General features: G+C 34.7%; 14 protein-coding genes and 1 pseudogene. 7 read left to right on the forward strand and 8 right to left on the reverse strand.

Going from position 1 to position 16,784, the window contains the following annotated elements:
- Nucleotides 1-708 precede the first annotated feature (708 nt).
- The 7 genes and pseudogenes from metA to rne form a co-directional block, all read right to left on the reverse strand.
- On the reverse strand, nucleotides 709-1,641 hold the full coding sequence (metA, locus tag A9G17_RS05840; protein WP_065737901.1) for a homoserine O-acetyltransferase MetA: 933 nt from the start codon (nucleotides 1,639-1,641) through the stop codon (nucleotides 709-711).
- Between the two features lie 217 nt (nucleotides 1,642-1,858).
- Nucleotides 1,859-2,674 (reverse strand): peptide ABC transporter ATP-binding protein, encoded by an 816-nt coding sequence (locus A9G17_RS05845; protein WP_086308329.1) that lies wholly within the window; start codon nucleotides 2,672-2,674, stop codon nucleotides 1,859-1,861.
- Between the two features lie 16 nt (nucleotides 2,675-2,690).
- A complete protein-coding gene (gene sapD / locus A9G17_RS05850) occupies nucleotides 2,691-3,680 on the reverse strand; it encodes a putrescine export ABC transporter ATP-binding protein SapD (protein ID WP_065737903.1) in 990 nt (329 codons plus the stop codon).
- Nucleotides 3,681-3,682: 2 nt separating this feature from the next.
- Nucleotides 3,683-4,543 (reverse strand): ABC transporter permease subunit, encoded by an 861-nt coding sequence (locus A9G17_RS05855; protein ID WP_065737904.1) that lies wholly within the window; start codon nucleotides 4,541-4,543, stop codon nucleotides 3,683-3,685.
- Entirely contained in the window at nucleotides 4,536-5,471 is a 936-nt protein-coding gene (locus A9G17_RS05860; RefSeq protein ID WP_065737905.1) for an ABC transporter permease subunit, read from the reverse strand. Before A9G17_RS05860 ends, A9G17_RS05855 begins: the two co-directional genes overlap by 8 nt.
- 78 nt (nucleotides 5,472-5,549) lie before the next feature.
- The gene (locus A9G17_RS13415; protein ID WP_442903431.1) at nucleotides 5,550-6,221 is read right to left on the reverse strand and encodes a hypothetical protein; all 672 of its coding nucleotides are present in this window, start codon (nucleotides 6,219-6,221) and stop codon (nucleotides 5,550-5,552) included.
- 39 nt (nucleotides 6,222-6,260) lie between these two features.
- Nucleotides 6,261-8,255 (reverse strand): annotated as a pseudogene (rne, locus tag A9G17_RS05865) (ribonuclease E); the annotation flags it as partial.
- 746 nt (nucleotides 8,256-9,001) lie between these two features.
- Here rne and syd point away from each other — a divergent pair.
- The 7 genes from syd to A9G17_RS05900 all read left to right on the forward strand — a co-directional run bounded on the left by syd (nucleotide 9,002) and on the right by A9G17_RS05900 (nucleotide 15,247).
- Entirely contained in the window at nucleotides 9,002-9,535 is a 534-nt protein-coding gene (gene syd / locus A9G17_RS05870; RefSeq protein WP_065737907.1) for a SecY-interacting protein, read from the forward strand.
- A 138-nt stretch (nucleotides 9,536-9,673) separates the two neighbouring features.
- Entirely contained in the window at nucleotides 9,674-10,849 is a 1,176-nt protein-coding gene (locus A9G17_RS05875) for an amino acid aminotransferase (protein ID WP_065737908.1), read from the forward strand.
- Nucleotides 10,850-11,153: 304 nt separating this feature from the next.
- A complete protein-coding gene (gene purB, locus A9G17_RS05880) occupies nucleotides 11,154-12,515 on the forward strand; it encodes an adenylosuccinate lyase (protein WP_065739104.1) in 1,362 nt (453 codons plus the stop codon).
- Nucleotides 12,512-13,036, forward strand: coding sequence for a GNAT family N-acetyltransferase (locus A9G17_RS13165; protein WP_065737909.1), 525 nt, complete (start codon nucleotides 12,512-12,514; stop codon nucleotides 13,034-13,036). Before purB ends, A9G17_RS13165 begins: the two co-directional genes overlap by 4 nt.
- Nucleotides 13,033-13,815, forward strand: coding sequence for an amino acid ABC transporter substrate-binding protein (locus tag A9G17_RS05890; protein ID WP_065737910.1), 783 nt, complete (start codon nucleotides 13,033-13,035; stop codon nucleotides 13,813-13,815). The genes A9G17_RS13165 and A9G17_RS05890 overlap by 4 nt, the downstream gene beginning before the upstream one ends.
- Nucleotides 13,812-14,483, forward strand: a complete 672-nt coding sequence (locus tag A9G17_RS05895; RefSeq protein WP_065737911.1) for an amino acid ABC transporter permease — start codon at nucleotides 13,812-13,814, stop codon at nucleotides 14,481-14,483. Before A9G17_RS05890 ends, A9G17_RS05895 begins: the two co-directional genes overlap by 4 nt.
- 11 nt (nucleotides 14,484-14,494) lie before the next feature.
- Nucleotides 14,495-15,247 (forward strand): amino acid ABC transporter ATP-binding protein, encoded by a 753-nt coding sequence (locus A9G17_RS05900; protein WP_065737912.1) that lies wholly within the window; start codon nucleotides 14,495-14,497, stop codon nucleotides 15,245-15,247.
- A 43-nt stretch (nucleotides 15,248-15,290) separates the two neighbouring features.
- On the opposite strand, the gene A9G17_RS05905 is transcribed toward A9G17_RS05900, so the two are convergent.
- A complete protein-coding gene (locus A9G17_RS05905; RefSeq protein WP_065737913.1) occupies nucleotides 15,291-16,646 on the reverse strand; it encodes an MmgE/PrpD family protein in 1,356 nt (451 codons plus the stop codon).
- Nucleotides 16,647-16,784 lie beyond the last annotated feature (138 nt).

Below are 16,784 nucleotides of genomic sequence, written 5' to 3' on the forward strand. Positions count from 1 at the left end.
AGAGAGCTAATCTATTCTATTATGTAAATTTCCTTCTGGATTAAGTATTTTATATGTAGACATTTTATTTACTCCTTTAAAAAAATATAATTTATCAGAAATTATAATTCTATCAGCGTTGATTGCTTTAATGTGTTTTTCCTAATCTCCTTTTGGTATCGGTTGCTATGTAAACGTGAGTCATAAATGCATTTACTATTAGTGTAAGCTCAGTAAATAAATTTTTGATTTAAAATATGAAATAATGTAAAGAGTTTATTCGGTAAGTTTTCTACATTAAAATCTTTCTGGTTCTTTTTATTTATAAAAACAGTTCTTGTTCACGTATTTTATTTTCTAGTTATATTGCCTAGTTCGTTTCATAAGTTAACACCACCAAATCAAATAATAGCGCTCTACCTGTAGTGAACGCTTTTTTAAGGTTTGGGTAACTTTGGCATTATCATGACGATAGCCATAATAAAAATCTAGCTTATATAGCATTACATTGATCTTATTTTTATTTCCTATACTACAAAATCAATAATAGATTGAAGAATATCTATATTTTATAATTTTATTTATCTATTAAATAGTTTTCTTTTTTATTTTACGTTCACAAGTGAACGGCATATTTTATTTACAAATTTTTAGTTATTTTCCATAATCGATATTTAATCGATATTCTCCACATCTATATACAAACAAGCTTTGTAAATTAACTTTCTTTTAATCATCTACCGTCATATTACGTGTTGTTAAATCATATGGTGTTAATTGATAGACGTAATAGTTAAGCCAATTACTAAATAGTAAATAGGCATGACTGCGCCATGTGGCTTTAGGGGTCAGATTTGGATTATTATCAGGAAAATAATTTTCTGGAATATTGGGGTCTATACCGGCTTTAATATCACGAAAATATTCATTGGCTAAGGTGAAAGAGTCGTATTCTGGATGCCCTGTTACAAATGCCATGCGTTTATCTGCCGTGGTCATTAGATAAGGTCCTGTAATATCGGACTCGGCTAAAATTGTTAAATCGGTGTAATTTATGATTTTATCTTTGGGAAAATCAGCATTACGTGAATGCGGTGCTAAAAAGGTATCGTCAAATCCTCGAGATAAAATCGCATTCGGCTTAATAATGTGATGTTGATAAACGCCTGATAATTTCTGGCTACGAGTAAATTTTGGCAAATCATACAAAACGTTTAAAGCAGCCTGCACAGCCCAACAAACAAACATTGTTGAAGTTACATGTTCTTTTGCCCAAGTAATAATTTCAGCTAATTTAGGCCAATAAACCACATCAGAGAAAGGTACTTTTCCTAATGGTGCTCCCGTTATAATAAGTCCATCAAAATTCTGATGTCGAATATCATCAAAATCACAATAAAAGCTATTTAAATGTTCCATTGGTGTATTTTTTGATTCGCGCTGATCAATACGTAATAATTGAACATTCACTTGTAAAGGTGAATTCGATAAAAGTCGAAAAAATTGATTTTCAGTCTCGATTTTTTTAGGCATTAAATTGAGAAAGAGAAGCTTAAGAGGTCTAATTTCTTGGGTTTTTGCACGCGATGAAGTCATAATAAATACATTTTCATTGCGTAATACATCAACAGCGGGCAATGAGTCTGGAATACAAATAGGCATAACAACAGCTCCTAAAATAATCAGTTATTTTTGAACAGTTAAAATAGACGTCTAGATATCTGTATAGCTAAATATAGTGGGTTTTATAATATTTGTCGAGATTTTTATTGAACAATAATAGAAATAAGATTTAAAAAATCAGTATAGTAGCAAATTCAATAGGAGATAATGCTTTGAATGATTATCACAGTAAAAAGGGTGTTGGAGTCATTAAACCTTAGAAAGCACGAGTGTCAGTACGCCAAGTATCAGCGGTTAATGCTTCGCCAAAATAGCTATTAATTAATTTTTGGGTAATGTCACTTAATGGTGAAGCTAATACTTCAGCCGTATTACCATATTCAACTAGTTCGCCATTATGCATCACTAAAATTTCATCGCTAATATGTTTCATCATCCCTATATCTTGAGTAACGTATACATAAGAAATATTTTGCTCCGCTTGCAGCGATAACATTAAATTCACAATTTGCGAACGCATTGAAATATCTAGTGCAGCTAAAGCTTCGTCTAAAATTATCACTTTAGGTTTCAGAATTAATGCTCGAGCTAATGCCACTCGTTGCTTTTGTCCCGCCGCCATTACCGAAGGATAGTAAGAAGCATGTTCAGGTAACAGTCCAACTTGTTTTAAGACTTCACTAATTAACTTTTCACGTTCTTGGGCATTATATTTAGTATTGTGTTTTAATGGAATTTCTAACAATTGACCAATGCGTAATCTTGGATCAAAAGAGCTTTCTACATGTTGAAATATCATGCGAATAAGTTGGCAACGGTAACTATAATCACCATATTCAACTTTATTACCATCAATCCAGATATCGCCACTGTCAGGTTTTAACATACCAACTAACATTTTCGCTAAAGTTGACTTTCCTGAGCCATTTTGTCCAATAATGGCTAAGGTTTTACCTTCACTTAGAGAAAACGACAATGGTTTAACCGCATCAATTCTTAAGTGCCCTAAGAGACCTTTAGGAATTTTAAATTGTTTAGATAAATTACGTACTTTTAATATTGGACTCATGATATATTCCTATTATTTACTACTCATCCGTATTTAACGGAAAATGGCAAGCTACCGAGTGATCCTTTATCGGTATTAACTCTGGGGCTTGAATACATTTTTTTTGAGCATAAGGACAACGCGGTCCTAACCGGCAACCTATAGGCAAATGTTCAAGAGATGGAATCACTCCCGGTAAAGTATTGAGGGGGCTTTTATGGGGCATCGCTTTACCAAAATCAGGAATAGCATAAATTAAAGCTTGGGTATAAGGGTGATAAGGTGATTTAATTAAATCCTCACTATCAGCAACTTCAACCGTTTGCCCACAATACAATACACTAATACGATCAGTCCATCGTGTCACCATTTGTAAATCATGACTGATAAGAAGAATGGTGGTACCAATATTTTGGTTCATACTCGCCAGAAGCCTAAATATTTGTGCTTCAGTTGTTGCTTCCATTGAATTAGTAGGCTCATCGGCAATTAATAATTTAGGTCGATTAGCCAAAGCAATAGCGATCATTACTTTCTGGCACTCTCCTTCGGTTAATTCAAATGGATAAGATTTCAATATCTCTCTATGGTCTTTAATTCCTACCCGATGCAACAATTCAATGGCACGATTTTTTCGCCAGAAGAATCTTTGCCACCAATGCCCTTTAAATGTTCTTCTTGGAATGGCATTTATGAGTTGTTGACCAATTTTCATTGAGGGATCTAAACATGATTGTGGTTCTTGAAATATCATAGATACATTATCACTAATCACTTTTCGACGTTGCTTAGGGGTCAGTTTTAATAGATCAATATCATTAAAATGAAAACGATCGGCCGAAATCTTCCAGTTGTGATTAGTCACCCCTAAAATGGCTTTAGCAATCAGACTTTTTCCTGAACCAGATTCCCCAACTAAACCACGAATTTCACCTTCAGATAACTTTAAACTTACACGATCGATTGCACGCAACAAACCATCAGGTGTAATAAATTCTATGGTTAAATTTCGAATATCTAACAAAGCCATAATTAATGCCCTGCTCGTCGGCCATATAATCCAAAATTGAATAAATAGACCAAAGTAATGGTAATGACCACAGCCAATCCTGGAGCTAGAAAGGCTAAATAATTAGTACCGATAATATCTTTCATTTTAAACATCATCATACCCAAATCGGGGCGAGAAACATCATTGGCAAAACCTAAAAAAGTTATGGTAGTAATGGCTAAAATGATCGAACCAAATAATGAGACAATTTCGGTAAAATATACAGGTAAAATATTAGGTAAAATATAGTGATTAAAAATTGAAAATGGTGACAACCCATCCAATCGATAAGCGGTAATGTAAGTTTTGTGCCATTCATTAATTGCTCGTTGATGAATATTATAGATAAAGCGTGGTGTATAAGATAATCCTATCACTAATAACATATTGGTAATATCATCTTTAAATACCATGCTAATTGCAATGACGCCGAGTAGCGGTGGTACAACCATACAAAACTTAAAAATAAATAGAACTAATGGGCGTAAAAAAGATATAAAAAACATTAAATAATTAATTAGCCCACCAATAACAATGACATAAAATACGGCTTTTAATGTCATGGATATGGTCGAACGATACCCAATCAATAAATAATCAAAAATATCTTGTCCTTTAGCATTAGTACCTAAAATATGATTCAAATCACCATTCGGCCACCAAGCTGGTGGTAATGAGGCTGGATAAATAGGGTTTAAATGAGCATGAAAAAACCATTTAGTCGATAATGCTACAAATGCAATTGCTAATATGCCATAAAAGCTAATAATTAAATATACATTACTATGTAACTTATTAAAACAAGATACAATAGCATTAGCTAATTTAGTTACCTTAGACATAATTTACCTTATGGCGTAATGGATAAATAGCAACTGCGGAAATCTCACCTAATAATGTTAATAGACTGATAACCGTGCCACATGCCAAAATAGCAATAGCAATAATAGAATAATTATGATGGCGATAAGCAATCATCACCCATTGCCCTAGACCAACACGATTAAATAAAATTTCGATTACCATTGTCGAAAACAGCAACGTTGTCGTATTGTATGTTAACTGTGGAATCGTTGCAGGAATAGAATTAGGTAACAAATGACGACGTAAAACTTTAAATGGGGATCGTTCACGAATAATCGCCATTCTAATATAGTTTTGACGTGAGGTGCTTTTTACTGATTGACTCACTAATTGTATTGTCATAATACTTGGTTGAATGGCTAAAATAATAATAGGCAAAATTAAATGGTGAAGTTGATCAAGTAGCGCTTGTAATTTAAATGTTTTTGATGCAACTAAAATATCAAGTAATGATGTCCCTGCTACTGACGGCGACACATCAAAATTCATTGATATTGTCCAAGTAGGTGATAACCAATGCATAACAATAACAACAAGCATAACTATAGGGCAAGAATATAGAAATAAAGAGCCTAAGCGAATTGTACTATTTAGCCAATTAATATTACTCAGCCCAAGAAATATTCCTAACGGTAACCCAATCACTAAAGCAACCACTAAAGCGAGTATACAAAGCTCAAAGGTCGCTAACAAAGTGTGAAAAAATGGAACAGTTTCACCAGATAATAATCTGAATTGACCTTGTAGTAATTGCTTAAAAAAGGCACTATATGCATCAACAAAACTGAGATTATTAAAGTTAAGCATCGAATGTGGAGCAAAATAGACTAAGCAGAAACAAATCTGAGTCAATACGCAGATAATAAATAAAAACGTTACTATTTTTTTGAAAATATAGATAATCATATTTATCTTTATCGCTATTATAAGTAAATAAAACACGGTAACAACTCTCTATTACCGTGTTTTAAGCTATTTAAAGGATTAATCTTCTGATATTACTGGTTTACTAGCAGCTGCATAAGCATGATCTTGTGCACTTAAACCACCAGCATTACCTTTACCATCAAAATGATAGTCTGACTCTTCTCGAGACTTTATACTTTCATTCGATAATTCGTATTCTGGTGCTGACGCTTTCGTCATTACAGCCGAAGAATGACCAGTTGTTTGTTCAGTTTCATTAACTGATTTCTCCCTGTCGTTACTTTGTTTAACTTCTTCAAAATCAGGTTGCATATTAACGTCTACTTGATTTGCTGAAGTATCACCTAACGTCATATCGGTATTATCTTTAATGTTATTTGTCGCAACAACTTCATTATCTTTAATAACAATTGGTACTAATAACGACGGAATCACCCGTGTTGTCACTTTTGGTTCTTCCTGCTTCAATTGACTATAATCAATAGATACTCGTCCTAAAGCCAGTTCTAATGATGCAGCAGCAAATGGCAATGGCATTGGTGACAGTTTTTGTTCAGCATTTTTTACGCGTCGCTTGTTGCGCTGACCATTCATACGCAAATGTCTAGATGTACGACGTTGACGTTTTGGTTGAGTCTCAGCAACATTATTACCCATTGGTTCACCAACAATAATTGGTAATAATAAAGTTGGAATAACAACTTTTTCATCAACAATTTGATCGATCATTTCACTATTTTTAACTCGGACACTTTTGGTTAAAGTACGTTGTTGACGTCGTGGTTTAGGCTCTTTTGGCTTAATAGTTGTTGCTTCATTAACCGTTTTATCTGCCTTAGGAGTAGCATTTATCGTATTTGATGCATTTGCATTATTGCTTTGTCTTGTACGACGTCCACTGCTTCTATTTGGCGTCTCTTTTGTACTGCTTTCTGTTGCCGGTGTCACCATAGCAATAATATTGTTAACAGCATTGTTATTTCGATTATTACGCTGACGTCGATTATTAGAGCGCTGATTATCACGTCGTTTTTGTGATGGTTGTTTAACTTCTGGCTCTGGTTTAGGTTTTTCAGCAGCAAATAGTTTATTTACTTTACCTAAAATAGTATTACATAGATTAAATAATTTCTTAATTTTTGGCTCAGCTTTAACTTTTGGTGTTGCATAAGCTTCGACTTTTGGTCCTGATAATATAGCTTGTTCTACAATAATATCTGTCGTTTGATCTTCTTCCTCTTCTTCAAGTTCACGAATCAGTTTAGGAAGATTATAACTTAGTACATCTGTCTCTTCACCGGTACGTTTACGAATAACTTTATAAAGAGGAGTTTCCATCTCTTCGTCGCCCGCAATTACAATCTTGACATCAGAATGCATTTTCTCAATATTTGTAATCGCTCGACGTTTTTCATTAAGTAAATAACTGGCAATTGGCACAGGGACAATCACATCAATTTGAACTGTATTATCTTTCATCGCTTCTTCTTGAATCAAACGAAGAATAGAAAGAGACAATGAATTGTTATCACGTACAGTTCCCGTGCCTTGACAACGAGGACAAATATGATGCGTTGCTTCGCGTAATGAAGGACTTAAACGTTGACGAGACATCTCAAGCAAACCAAAGCGCGAGATTCGCGTAGTTTGAATACGGGCACGGTCAGTTTTCATCGCCTCTTTTAAGCGGTTTTCAACTTCACGTTGGTTACGAATTGGTGTCATATCAATAAAATCAATAACAATCAAACCACCTAAATCGCGTAAACGTAATTGACGGGCGATCTCCTCTGCTGCTTCAAGATTCGTGTTAAACGCGGTTTCTTCAATATCACTACCACGAATTGACTTAGCTGAATTGATATCAATGGCAGTTAACGCTTCGGTGGTATCAATAACGATTGAACCACCAGATGGTAAGCGAACTTCACGTTGGAATGCTGACTCAATTTGCCCTTCAATCTGGAAATGATTAAATAATGGAACATCACCTTCATAAAGTTTTAAACGATTAACATATTCAACGCGACCTAAATCAACCAATCGCTTTTTAGCCACTTCCATTACTTTAGGGTTATCAATTAAAATATCGCCCACATCATCACGCAAATAGTCACGAAATGCACGGGTAATAATATCACTTTCTTTATGAATTAAGCTTGGAGCTGGATAGTTTTTGGCTTCATTTTGAATGGCTGTCCAATAGTTTACTAAGGCATCTAAATCTTGTTGTAATTCTTCCTGACTTTTACCCACTCCCGCGGTTCGAGCAATAACCCCCATTCCTCTTGGTTTTTCAATCGCATCAATAATGCGTCTTAAATCCGCTCGATCTTCACCTTCAATACGGCGTGAAACTCCCCCTGCTCGTGGATCGTTAGGCATCAATACCAAATAGCTACCCGCTAGGCTAATATAAGTCGTTAATGCTGCACCTTTTTTACCTCGGATCTCTTTTTCAATTTGGATTAGAACTTCTTGCCCTTCTTGTAGATGTTTAATACTACGACGACCCGAAATATTAGCGGGGAAATAACTTTCAGCAATCTCTTTTAATGGTAAAAATCCATCTCGTTCACCACCATAAGAGACAAAAGCTGCTTCTAAACTTGGGTTTATTTTAGTGATCTTGCCTTTATAAATATTGGCTTTTTTTTGCTCATGCCCAAGACTTTCAATATCTAAATCATACAAGCGTTGTCCATCAACGAGCGCAACGCGCAACTCCTCTTGCTGAGTTGCGTTGATTAGCATTCTTTTCATTATTCTACACTCTTTATTAATCTTAATTAATTATAGGTAGAATATTATTATCAATAATAAACGTTTATTTTAACAATGATAAATAATGGTTGTTAACTAAATGTTCAAATATGGTATTCATTATTTTATTTGTGTTATTTTTGTTATTATATTATGTGAAACCGATATTATTTGTACAATATCTTTTTAAAATTTAAGGCATTATAAATGTTCAAAAGTTTCACTCACTTTATGAACCATCCCTAAACATATAACTCATCGATATTATTTCTATGGTTAACTTATAAACTAAAGTTTTTTTGACTTTGGCTACCAAATTAAATCGTTATATGATTGTTCAAAATAAACATATTATTTAATTATAATAATCCTACTTACGCTTTTTTACTTTCTAAAAAAATTGTAATGTCTAACGCCATTGCTGCATTACAAGGATAAAAAATCCTTTCTTATTTTAACGTTTCAGCAAAGGATAGCAAGTAAATTAAAATTGGTATTTTATAAATAGTTATCAAGGTATTTTGTATTTATCATAAATCTTGTTCAACTAAAAAAGAAAATCTCACTTTTTGATATGAGTACTTTATACTAAAACATCATGTTAACCTGAAACTTCTTTACAAATTTTTGTCCTTACGCTTATCTCATATAATTAAAAATAAGCAATGAATTACATGGTGCAACGCTAATCTTAATCAGTATAATAATTATTAAGGAAAACTGTTAACAAGAGACAAAAACAATTTATGGACATACCTGAAAAAACAGCACTCATTGAATTTACCACTCGTTGGTTAAATCAATTTGATTACGCCCCACAAAGTGAAGAATTGCATGCCATCCCTTCACCTTGTATTTTAAAAACAGAACAACTTACCGTATTTTGGCAACCGTTTGCCTTACAACCACCAAGAGATTTATCCATAGTTGAAGAAGTTGTAGGCATTACTTTACATCCTTCTTCACACATTTTTTATGGAACACAATATGCTGGCAATATGACAGCTAAATTAGCTGACATCAAATTAACTTTAATCCAAGCTTGGAATGATGATGATTTTTCTAATTTAGAAAAAAATTTAATTGCCCATTTATCTCAACAAAAAAAATTAAAACGTGTTCCAACCATTTTTATAGCAGCGACAGATGAAAGTACTGAAATAATTTCTTTGAACAATTTAACTGGTGAAATTGTAAAAGAAGATTTGATTACAGGAGAGTTAACCACACTTACCCAAGATTTAGTGTCTTTTTTAAATAAACTAATTGTTATTAATTAAATAACAATTAGTAAGCTATAACTCAAGCGATAACTCAATACTGATGTCGATCCATAAAAGTAAATATTTTCTAAATTGTAACTTATAAAATAATGTGTATATAATGCGTTAAAAGTCATTAGATTAGATAGGTGAATTATGTTTGAATATTTAACAGCAGCGCCAGCCGATCCCATTTTAGGGCTAGCAGATCTTTATAATAAAGATGAACGCACCAATAAGATTAATTTAAGTGTTGGTGTTTACAAGGACGAAACCACCAAAACACCTATTTTAGAAAGTGTAAAAAAGGCCGAACAATTTTTATTAACCGACGAAACCACTAAAAGTTATTTACCAATTGATGGTTCCAGTACATTTAACGAAGCGACACAAACGTTACTTTTTGGTAATAAAAATGAACGCGCAAGAACAGCTCAAGCACCAGGAGGAACAGGCGCGCTACGCATAATGGCTGATTTCTTATCTCGCCGAACCAAAGTCAAACGTATTTGGATAAGTAATCCATCTTGGCCTAATCACCGTAGTGTATTTCAAACCGCTGGTCTTGAAGTACGTGAATACAACTATTACAACCCGCAGACACATAGTCTTGACTTTGATGCCATGATGAGCAGTTTAAGTCAAGTCGCAGCTGGCGAAGCAGTACTATTCCATGGTTGCTGTCATAACCCAACAGGTATCGATCCAACACCAGAACAATGGCAAGCTATTTCTGATTTAGCGTTAAAAAATGGTTGGTTGCCTCTATTTGATTTAGCTTATCAAGGCTTTGGGCAAGGTATTGAAGAGGACGTTTATGGATTAAGATTATTTGCAAATCATCAACCTGAATTGCTTATTGCAAGCTCCTATTCAAAAAACTTTGGGTTATATAACGAGCGTGTAGGGGCATTTACATTAATTGCTGCGAATGCCGAAATTGCCGATCGTGCTTTTAGTCAAGTTAAAACCATTATTCGCGCGAATTATTCTAATCCTCCAGCTCATGGAGCTAAAATTGTCTCTTATATTCTAAATAATGAAGAGTTAAAAGAAGAGTGGATTGATGAATTAACCAACATGCGTCAACGCATTCATCGTATGCGACAATTATTTGTTAAAACGTTACAAGATAAAGGTGCAAATCAAGACTTTAGCTTTATTGCTAAACAAAATGGGATGTTCTCATTTAGTGGCTTAAGTGAAGAGCAAGTTCTAAAGTTACGCAGTGATTATGGCATCTACATTGTTAATTCAGGACGAATCAATGTTGCAGGAATGACTATTGATAATATGTCCAGACTCTGTGAATCAATAGTTGAAGTATTATAAAACTCATTAACAAATTGAATAATAATTCAAAATCTAGAATAAAACTAAGGGAATGATTAAATTTCCTTAGTTATTGCGATTAATAATAAAAATCCTAATCCACTCAAATCAAAATATCCCATTAAATAAAAATAATTTCATTTTTAACTGATGTTGGATAATCCTCTATTTCTTTAATTCTCTATATTTAATTTCCTATTTTTATTCCTTTTAGTTATATCAATATACAAACTGATTATTAGACGCTAATCCATTAATTATTAATAATTGAACAATGAAATATAGGAAATAATTGAGGGCTGTTGTGGCATCACATGTTTTAGATTTTTTAATTTTAGGGAATAACTTTAGCACCAGTGAAATGCGAGCCATTTGGTCAGAACAAAATCGTTTAGAAAAGCAAGTCGATGTGGAAGTCGCCTTGGCAAAGGCCGAAGGTGAATTAGGTGTGATCCCAACTGATGTAGCTGACGAAATTGTAAAAAAAGCAGATGCATCGAAATTATCTTTACAACAAATTTCTGACGAAGCCGCGAAAGCGAAACACTCGTTAATGTCGACGATTAACGCACTACAAAAACAGGTGGGCGAAGCTGGACAATTTATTCATTACGGCGCAACCACTCAAGACATTGTCGATACGGCAACGGTTTTACAATTAAAACAATCTTTCGCTATTGTTGAACGTGATACCAAACTTATTGCTATTGAACTTAAACGATTAGCAAAACAATATCAATATCTGCCTATGGTTGGGCGCACTCACGGTATGCAAGCGCTACCGACTACATTTGGTTTTAAATTAGCAGTTTGGTTAGATGAGTTTGTACGCCATTTACAACGTTTAACTGAAATAAAACAGCGTGTTTTAGTTGGAAACATTAGTGGTGCTGTTTGCACTTATGCTTCAATGGGGAATTTTGGTCCTATGATTGAAGCACGTGCATTATCGAGCCTTGGCCTTAATACCCCAAATATCGGTTGGCAATCAGCTCGCGACCGTTTTTCGGAATATGGCTCTGTCATCGCCTTAATTAGTGGCACACTAGGCAAAATTGGCAACGAGTTTTATAACTTAATGCGTACTGAAATTAATGAAGTCGAAGAGCCGTTTTCGGAAGGAAAAATCGGTTCAACTACCATGCCTCACAAACGTAATCCAGCAGCTTTAGAAGGTTTGGCAAGCTTAACTGCGCCCCTGTTAAAAAGTGTTGCGTTAATCCACGAATCGATGAAAGTTGAACATGAACGCGATGCCATGAGTTGGCGGGCAGAATGGATTGCCTTACCCGAAATTAATTTATACATCTCTGCTCAATTACAGACCGCACTCACTATTCTTAGAGGTTTAAAAGTCAATAGTGATCGCATGTTAGCAAATTTATTAATGCAAAATGGGCTGTTGCTATCTGAAAAAGTCATGTTTGAAATTGGTAAGCGTTTAGGCAAACAAACTGCTCATCATCTGGTGTATAACTGTGCTATGCAAACTTTTGAACAAAACAGAGATTTTAAAGATGTACTGTTAGATGATCCATTATTGAATAAAGAATTTTCTGTAGCAGAACTTGATAGCTGGCTTGAACCAATCAACTATCTTGGCTCAGCACCAGAAAAAGTGCAGCAAGTTATCAATTATGCTGAGCAAAGTGGAGTACTAGCATGAGCTTTCGCTTAATTACAAAGTCCGATATTCCTGCGTATCAGGCTTTATTACACAATGCTTATCAAATGACAACGAATTTGGGAATTCATTTTGCCGCTGCCACAGTAAATGATGAGCAAATTAATCATCATATACAATCCAATGCAGTTTATCTATTTGAAAAAGAAAGTAAATTAGTTTCGACTTTAAGCATTCGTTTTCCATGGGGAAATAATCCAGGACCTTATGGATTACCACATTTAGGTTGGTTTGCAACCGATCCCAAATATAAAGGACAAGGTTATGGCAATCAGTTGTGGGATTGGGTAGAACAACAGATCCTGATTAATCAATTAAAACTACCAGCCGTCACTTTAGGTACAGCACAAAATCACCCTTGGTTGGCACAAATGTATATCAAAAAAGGTTTTAGTCCAATTGGACAAGCCGATCTAACCGAAGACCATACTACTGTTTATTTTGAAAAAATTTTCAATCAAAAATGCTATACCGAATGGAAAAATAGGAGCCATAGACAATGAATAAAATAATAACATTATTATCTGCTGCAATATTAACCGGTTTAGCGTTGGTCGGTTGTGATAACCAATCCAGTAATCAAGCAACCGAGCAAAATATTCTAAAAGTAGGTTCCACAGGGCAAAGTTATCCTAATGGTTATAAACAAAACGATAAATTAGTAGGATTTGATGTTGAGATAACTGAAGCTATCGCCAAAGAGCTCGGTTATAAAGTTGAGTGGGTGATTGCTGAATTTGGCGGTTTAATGGGGCAATTTGATTCAGGACGTTTAGATACCATTGCCAATGCAGTTGCAATTACCCCTGCACGTGAAGCCAAATATGATTTTTCCAATACTTACAGCTTTTATGGCAGTCAAATTGTTACACATAAAGACAATAAAAACATCACCCAACTTTCTGATTTTAAGGGTAAAACCATTGCTGGTGTGCTTGGTTCAAATCATATTAATAATTTAAAAAACGCTTTTCCAAATAATGATATTACAATCAAAACCTATGAAACACGAGATGGTGCTATGTATGATACTGAGTATCAACGTGTTGATGGTTATATCAATTCAAAACCTATCTTACTTGCCGAAATTAAACGCAAAAGCTTACCGTTTAAATTGGTCGGTGATCCTATTACTATTGAACAAGTAGCGTTCCCATTTAGTAAAGATGAAAAAGGCCAAGCATTGCGTGAAAAGTTCAATCAGGCTTTAGAAAAACTTCGCACCAATGGCACATTGAAAAACATTGCAATTAAATATTTTGGTGAAGATATTACCTCATGAATTTTAATGTAACTTATTTTTTTAGTGTGTTCCCGCAGATTTTACCTTATCTGCCAGTCACACTCTTTATTGCTATCGTTTCGATCCTATTTGCTATTGTTTTTGGGTTAGCTATTGCATTATTACGTAATCATAAGATTATCGTGATTGATGCTATGTTCGCGCTATTTATTTCATTATTTCGTGGTATTCCTTCCGTTGTGTTATTGTTTATTATTTACTATGGATTACCGCAAATTTTCCCGATATTGAAGCAGATGGGCGCAACGACAGCGGCGATTATTTGCTTTAGTTTAAAATATTCGGCTTATTTAGCTGAAATCTTTCGTGCTGGTTTAGCATCGGTCGATCACGGGCAAAAAGAAGCAGGCTTAACCTCAGGCCTTAGTACTTTTCAAGTTTATCGTGGCATTATTCTGCCACAAGCAGTGGTTAATGCTTTACCCAACACAGGCAATATGTTTATTTCATTGCTTAAAGATTCATCAGTGGCTTTTTTTGTTGGCGTACAAGAATTATTAGCAGCAGGGAAAATGTTAACGGCCAATTCGTTCCTCTATTTTGAAACTTATTTGGCTGTCGGTATTGTTTATTGGTTTACTGTTGTTATCTATTCGTGGATACAAAAGAAGCTTGAGAACAAGCTCAGTAAACCCTATCACCGTTAAGGAGAAAGGTGATGATTTCTATTTCACATTTGTCTAAACGCTTTGCTGATAATGAAGTGTTAAAGGACATTAATTTAAATATTAAACAAGGCGAAGTGGTAGCCATTATTGGTCCATCGGGTTCAGGTAAATCAACCTTGTTGCGTTGTTTAAATTTACTGGAAAAACCAAATACAGGGACAATCAAAATAGGATCGGTTACCTTAAATAGTGAACAATATCGCAGTAAAGACGAAATAAATTTACGCAAACAATCAGCAATGGTTTTTCAACACTATAATTTATTTAAAAATAAAACTGCATTAGAAAATATTACCTACCCACTAGTTGTTGGACAAAAAATAGGTAAAGACAAAGCCAAACAGCAAGGGCTATCTTTACTCGAGCGAGTTGGTATGTTGCCGTACGCAAATCAATATCCAATCACCTTATCAGGTGGACAGCAACAACGTGTCGCCATAGCTAGAGCACTGGCAGTTAAACCTAAAGTACTATTATTTGATGAACCGACATCGGCACTCGACCCCGAACGAGTCCATGAAGTACTGCAAGTGATGTTACAGCTAGCTAAGGAACATATTACGATGATCATTGTCACGCATGAAATGGAGTTTGCTAAATACGTTGCCGATCGTATCATCTTTATGGCAAATGGTGTCATTGTTGAAGAAGGGCCAGCAAAATCAATTATCGATAATCCACAACATGAACTGACACAACGCTTTTTACGCCAAATTACTGATGAAATAGATTTTGAAATTTAGTTAGCACAAGTAAACCCATTGAACTCATTTAGCATGTATCATTTTACAATGTTAAATAATGTCGTGCTAGAAATTGATTAACGGTTAAACCTGAGGCTAATTCTTTAATATCAGTTAATAAATTCATCGCTTTTTGTTGTTCTTTAATTGCATCCGTTAGTTTTAATAACATCTCTGTTTGGTTGTAAGGATTTTTAGGCGATCCTTTGGGAACATCAATACGTTGTCTAATTTTTTTCCCTGTATCTAACTCAATTTCTATCACAACATAACGACTGTTATAGGCGTCAGCATGGGGCGCAAGATTAATTTGATAACTACGCTGCATTTTTTGCATCAGTGCTTGAATCTGTTCTGGAATAGGATTTGGACTGAATTGCTCAAAATTAAGAGGAAAACCTAATAGAGTTAACGCTAAAATATATTCGGCTGAAAACCGCCCCTGCTCGGCCAATAAAGGATTATTATAGATTAATGCGGCATCGCTGTTTGCTGGCGAAAAAAATAGGGTAATACGGCTAATATGGTGAACATTCAATTGTTGATGTTGATAAAGTAGCTTACCTGCATCAGCAACATACGCAGCAGCAGAACAAAAACAGTAAGTTTTAAACCATAGTCCAGGCTCAACAATTTTCCAAACAGCTCCCCACTTACTTAAATCGAAATTATTGCCCTGTCCAAAAACAGCTAAAAATCCTAATTTATCATCTAAAAAGTCTCTCTCAGCAGTTATTCCAACGCGTAACCATTCAACCGATTGTATCGCATGCTGAGCGGCTAATCCTGCATGTAAAAACTTAATAGGGGTACCCATAACCAAACGCAGACCAGATGCCTGAGTCGCCGCCAATGTCAAAGCTTGCGACAAAAAAGGTTCATTATAAAGGTAACAAATGGCGGCTGTGGCAGCGATACCGCCTAAGGTAAGGGTTGTATGCCATCCCCTCTCATAATGTTTAGGATTAACGCTTTTGCCCAATCGCGCCATAACTTCAATACCAATAACATAAGCGGTTAAAAAACGCTTACCATCAATATGATATTGAACTTTATCTAATTGAACACTAGCAAATAGTGCTGATAAAATAACGGCGGATGGATGTCCACGCACATCTGAATGGACATCATCATAGTCTAAACAATGTGCTTGAAAACCATTAAATAGTGCTGCTTGCCGAGCTGTAACTAATTTTTTTTGCCCCACTAACCAAGCTTTAGCGTTGCCCCCTTCGTTGTCAATCCAATTGAGCAATCGATGGACATCGACTTCATGACGAGCTTGTAAACTACTCGCAAAATAATCAATCACACCATTGATTGCACATTCAATCGTCTTAGGATCATTAATGATGGGCGTATTTGCTATTAAAAAACTCAATTGCTGACCTAAATTCATTTTTATCTCAAAAAAATATATCACTACATAACAAATGGATCTTAGTTACCATAACGTATAAAAAGTTATAAGTTAAAGATTGTCTGGTTATATTTTAATAACTTTTAGTCATAATCTTTAGACTTTGGATATCTCTTT

It is taken from the genome of Gilliamella sp. wkB7 (genome assembly GCF_001693435.1).
In the GTDB taxonomy this organism is placed as follows: Bacteria; Pseudomonadota; Gammaproteobacteria; order Enterobacterales; family Orbaceae; genus Gilliamella; species Gilliamella apicola_N.

Coding starts and splice junctions, on each gene's coding strand:
- metA (WP_065737901.1), bottom strand. CDS start 1,641: ATGCCTATTTGTATTCCAGACTCATTGCCCGCTGTTGATGTATTACGC.
- sapD (WP_065737903.1), bottom strand. CDS start 3,680: ATGGCTTTGTTAGATATTCGAAATTTAACCATAGAATTTATTACACCT.
- A9G17_RS05855 (WP_065737904.1), bottom strand. CDS start 4,543: ATGTCTAAGGTAACTAAATTAGCTAATGCTATTGTATCTTGTTTTAAT.
- A9G17_RS05860 (WP_065737905.1), bottom strand. CDS start 5,471: ATGATTATCTATATTTTCAAAAAAATAGTAACGTTTTTATTTATTATC.
- A9G17_RS13415 (WP_442903431.1), bottom strand. CDS start 6,221: ATGATCGATCAAATTGTTGATGAAAAAGTTGTTATTCCAACTTTATTA.
- syd (WP_065737907.1), top strand. CDS start 9,002: ATGGACATACCTGAAAAAACAGCACTCATTGAATTTACCACTCGTTGG.
- A9G17_RS05875 (WP_065737908.1), top strand. CDS start 9,674: ATGTTTGAATATTTAACAGCAGCGCCAGCCGATCCCATTTTAGGGCTA.
- A9G17_RS13165 (WP_065737909.1), top strand. CDS start 12,512: ATGAGCTTTCGCTTAATTACAAAGTCCGATATTCCTGCGTATCAGGCT.
- A9G17_RS05890 (WP_065737910.1), top strand. CDS start 13,033: ATGAATAAAATAATAACATTATTATCTGCTGCAATATTAACCGGTTTA.
- A9G17_RS05895 (WP_065737911.1), top strand. CDS start 13,812: ATGAATTTTAATGTAACTTATTTTTTTAGTGTGTTCCCGCAGATTTTA.
- A9G17_RS05900 (WP_065737912.1), top strand. CDS start 14,495: ATGATTTCTATTTCACATTTGTCTAAACGCTTTGCTGATAATGAAGTG.
- A9G17_RS05905 (WP_065737913.1), bottom strand. CDS start 16,646: ATGAATTTAGGTCAGCAATTGAGTTTTTTAATAGCAAATACGCCCATC.